Source organism: Glaciecola sp. HTCC2999 (assembly GCF_000155775.1).
Taxonomy (GTDB): domain Bacteria; phylum Pseudomonadota; class Gammaproteobacteria; order Enterobacterales; family Alteromonadaceae; genus Opacimonas.
Genome location: NZ_DS989816.1, coordinates 86,834 through 90,645, shown reverse-complemented (window position 1 = coordinate 90,645; position 3,812 = coordinate 86,834). Strand labels below are relative to the sequence as shown.

Sequence of the window (3,812 nt, the reverse complement as noted above, 5' to 3'; positions counted from 1 at the left end):
TATATCTTTCTATTGAGTACAGAGTTATTTGAATTTGGCTTCTGCCAATTCGTTAGCCACAATGTTTGTCGGACGCTGTTGTGCTTGCGATAACGTAAATATATCCGTTAACGTCGTTCCTATCATTTCAATATGTGCTTTCATCTTTGCCGCTGAACTGTCGACTTGTTGATGATGAATATCAATGATCCCCGCAGCATTGATCACGTAATCAGGCGCATATGTTATTCCCTTATCAAACAATACTTGGCCTAAGGATTCTGTTAATAGTTGGTTGTTTGCCGCACCGGCAATGACTTTTGCTTTGATACTATTGATGGTTGTTGGATTGATTGTCGCGCCTAACGCACACGGTGCTAACACATCGGCGTCAACCGCGTGTATCTCATTAATATCCACGACTTTCGCACCAAACTCGCTCTGTGCTTTATCTACCGCAGGGCCAAATGTATCAGCGATGATTAATTTAGCGCCTGCCTCATGTAGGTGTTTAGCGAGCCGATAACCCACTTGCCCTACGCCTTGAATCGCGACAGTTAACTCACTTAAGTCTTTTTGCAAAGCAAAATCAACAGCCGCCTTTAATCCAACAAAAGTACCATAAGCCGTTGATGGTGCCGGGTTACCATCCGATGGGGCACCTTCATAAGTAAACTTTGCATTCAATCCACCAGCATGCTTAGTTTGTTGTGCCATGAGATGTACATCGCTCACCGCAATGCCTGAATCTTCAGCCACAATATATTGTCCACCCAGTGATTCTACAAACGCTCCCATTGCTTGCATTATTTCGGGGGATTTATCCGTATGAGGATTACCTATAATGACAGACTTGCCACCACCCATAGGTAAATTAGCCATAGCAGCCTTATACGTCATTCCTTTAGATAATCGTAATACGTCCGTAATCGCTTCATCATCGTTACTATATGGATACATGCGACACCCACCCAACGATGGACCTAATACCGTATTGTGCACTGCAATAATCGCTTTTAATCCAGACACAGGATCGTGATGAAACGCAACATGCTCATGCTCAGAAAATGAAGAGTTTGAAAATACGGCCATGAACTACCTTTTTAAGATGGAAAAATTTAAAGGCGCTAGAATAATGATTGCTTTAGGCTTTGTGAAGTGTTTTTTACGTTGGAAGTGGTTGCATTTCCTCATTAGTTAGGATATATATCCTATCTAATAATAAAAAACGAAATAATATCCATGAAATTAGATAAATTTGATCGAGAAATATTACGAGTAATGCAAAAAGACGCGACTATCTCGATGGCCGATTTAAGTCAAAAAGTAGGCTTAACACACACGCCTTGTTGGCGACGTGTAAAAAAGATGGAAGCTGAAGGTCTCATCCGCCAAAAGGTCACGCTTTTAGATAGTAAAAAATTAAATCTCGGCGTCTCGGTATTCATATATGTCATGTTAAAAAATCATGATGGTGATTCTCTCACTGATTTCGAAGCTGCGGTTCAAACAATAGATGAAATCGTAGAATGCCATACCACGAGTGGTGAGAAAGATTACTTACTCAAGGTCATTGTTGAAAGTATTGAAGATACGAACACTTACTTAAATCGACGTTAACGCACCTACCCTCTGTCGATCACATCAGTTCAACGTTTGCGATGAAACAGTCAAAAACACACTGAGCTACCCATCAAACAGATTTAATGGGTAACTCACTACAGATCCTTAAATCTTGACCGTGGCTTTATTGATCCCATACTCACGCAGTTTGTTCGCTATCGCGGTATGTGATAATCCTAGCTTACGTGCTAACTGACGAGTACTAGGGTAAGACGGGTATAGCTTACGCAATAAATCTTTTTCAAACTTTTTGACTTCTTCATCTAAGGTGCCTTCAAAGTTTTCGTCAATGTAACTTACCGTTGTTGCACATGAGGGTAAATGAATGTGTTCTTTAGTGATTTCATTACCTTCTAATAAGGTCAGTGCTCGATATAACGCATTTTGTAATTGACGCACATTACCCGGCCATGGATAAGTATTCAAATAATCGACACACGATTTACTAAGCTTAGCGACATTGCGACCCAGTTTAATGCAATGTTCCTTAATAAATGATTCTGTTAACGGAATAATGTCCTGTTTACGTTCACGTAGTGCCGGCATAACAAGACTTAATACATTTAAGCGATAGTACAAGTCTTGACGAAAACGCCCAGATTCGACCAGTAACCCTAGATCTTTACTCGTGGTGCATATGATCCTTACATCGACAGGTATAGGCGCTTCGTCACCACTTCGACGGAACTCACCATCTTCAATCACACGTAATAACTTGCTTTGAAGGTATGCTGACATATCCGCGATCTCATCGAGCAATAACGTGCCACCTTGGGCTTTTACTAGTAGCCCATCACGCAATATTTGGGTACCAAAACTACCTTCAATAGTACCAAATAATTCAGTTTCGATAATGTCATCAGTATTAGCAGTGCAGTTTAACATTAATAATGGGGCTTCTTCACGACTGGAAGCCTCATGACACGCCCTTGCAATGAGCTCTTTACCTGTACCTGTTTCTCCAAATATTAAAATCGGGCCATCTAAGTCCGCCATTCTACTTGCTTCATTGACGACTTTGCACATAGCAGGGGAAACCGCATGGAACTTATCAAAGCTATCCGTTTCTTTTTGATGGAACGTATTAAATTGCTGACCAAGACGTAATTCAGATTTCAAAATGACGACAGCACCCGCTAGGATCTCTTCATCGTCATTATCAGCTACCGTGATGGGTAGAATATCTGCAATATAATCTTGCTCAACAAATTTTACTTTTTGAGTTTGAGCAAAGGTTTCTTTTGATTCTAGCCATTTTTCAAATTTGAATCCTTCAACCCATTCTTCAATATCTGCTTTGATAAGGGCATTTATATCGTTATCGACACTAAATTTTGCAGCGTCATTAAATAACACGATACGCCCTTTCGTATCAATCGAGAACACCGGGTCAGGCATCGTTTGAATGATGGCTTTTAACTCATTACGTTCACGTTCAATCGGCATAAAGAGAGTCGTTTTAACATCATCGATGCCTTCGATACGACGAATTTTCGGCATGAATTGCTGAAAATCGGTAAACTCTATGGTGGGAAAGCTGAGATATATCTTACCTGCTTCATTGATCTCAATACCACGCAGGTCTATCTCATGAGCTTTTAACAACTCAAGCACATCTTGCGCAATTCCCAATCTATCTTGACAGCTTATTTCTAAACGCATTAGTACTTACTCTCTTTATACTTAGTGTAATGATTACGTTGCACATAGAGGTAAGATCACTAATTTTGCTTACAATCGGTTCAGCTCTCGGTCTAGTTGAAACGCTTTACTTGTGACATAAGTTTCAACATCACGTAAACGTCTTTCACTATCATCAAACAACGCTTTGACTTCATGAAATGCTTTTGCTGGCGCTTGGCCTTTTTGCCAAACTTTTTGTTTGATTTCTATCTTACTTTTAACATTAGGGTACCAGCCCTTTCCTGTTGAACTCTCCATACCCACAACATTACTGGTGTCGACTTGCATGCCTTTAGGACGGACATCTAAAATAAACCAACACGCAATATAAACAACAAAAGCGAATGGCCCTGCTAGTAAGAAAAATGCAGTAATGGTTAAAATTCTCACTAACCACGTTTCAATCCCAAAATAATCGGCGACGCCTGAGCAAACACCGGCAATACGCTTATCATCGGGGTTGCGATAAAGCCCTTTGACAGTATTCATACTTTTTGTCTCCACTGTGGCGCCTCTGTATCTAAAAT

4 protein-coding genes are annotated in these 3,812 nt (G+C 40.4%); 1 reads left to right on the top strand and 3 read right to left on the bottom strand.

Annotation, left to right across the window (positions count from 1 at the left end):
• Positions 1-24 precede the first annotated feature (24 nt).
• Positions 25-1,071 carry a Glu/Leu/Phe/Val dehydrogenase gene (locus G2999_RS11350; RefSeq protein WP_010181786.1) on the bottom strand — a complete coding sequence of 349 codons (1,047 nt, stop codon included), beginning with the start codon at positions 1,069-1,071 and terminating at the stop codon, positions 25-27.
• 150 nt (positions 1,072-1,221) lie between these two features.
• On the opposite strand from G2999_RS11350, the gene G2999_RS12500 reads away from it, so the two are divergent.
• A complete protein-coding gene (locus G2999_RS12500) occupies positions 1,222-1,599 on the top strand; it encodes a winged helix-turn-helix transcriptional regulator (RefSeq protein WP_010181785.1) in 378 nt (125 codons plus the stop codon).
• A gap of 108 nt (positions 1,600-1,707) precedes the next feature.
• Here G2999_RS12500 and tyrR read toward each other — a convergent pair whose 3' ends face one another.
• Both tyrR and pspC read right to left on the bottom strand, forming a co-directional pair.
• Positions 1,708-3,264: a transcriptional regulator TyrR gene (tyrR, locus tag G2999_RS11340; protein ID WP_010181783.1), complete on the bottom strand. Its 1,557-nt coding sequence runs from the start codon at positions 3,262-3,264 to the stop codon at positions 1,708-1,710.
• A 69-nt stretch (positions 3,265-3,333) separates the two neighbouring features.
• Positions 3,334-3,774: an envelope stress response membrane protein PspC gene (pspC, locus tag G2999_RS11335; protein ID WP_010181780.1), complete on the bottom strand. Its 441-nt coding sequence runs from the start codon at positions 3,772-3,774 to the stop codon at positions 3,334-3,336.
• Positions 3,775-3,812: the final 38 nt, after the last annotated feature.

Bases quoted from the DNA above. Each gene is read 5' to 3' on its own strand.
- pspC (WP_010181780.1), bottom strand. From the start codon at position 3,774: ATGAATACTGTCAAAGGGCTTTATCGCAACCCCGATGATAAGCGTATT.
- tyrR (WP_010181783.1), bottom strand. From the start codon at position 3,264: ATGCGTTTAGAAATAAGCTGTCAAGATAGATTGGGAATTGCGCAAGAT.
- G2999_RS11350 (WP_010181786.1), bottom strand. From the start codon at position 1,071: ATGGCCGTATTTTCAAACTCTTCATTTTCTGAGCATGAGCATGTTGCG.
- G2999_RS12500 (WP_010181785.1), top strand. From the start codon at position 1,222: ATGAAATTAGATAAATTTGATCGAGAAATATTACGAGTAATGCAAAAA.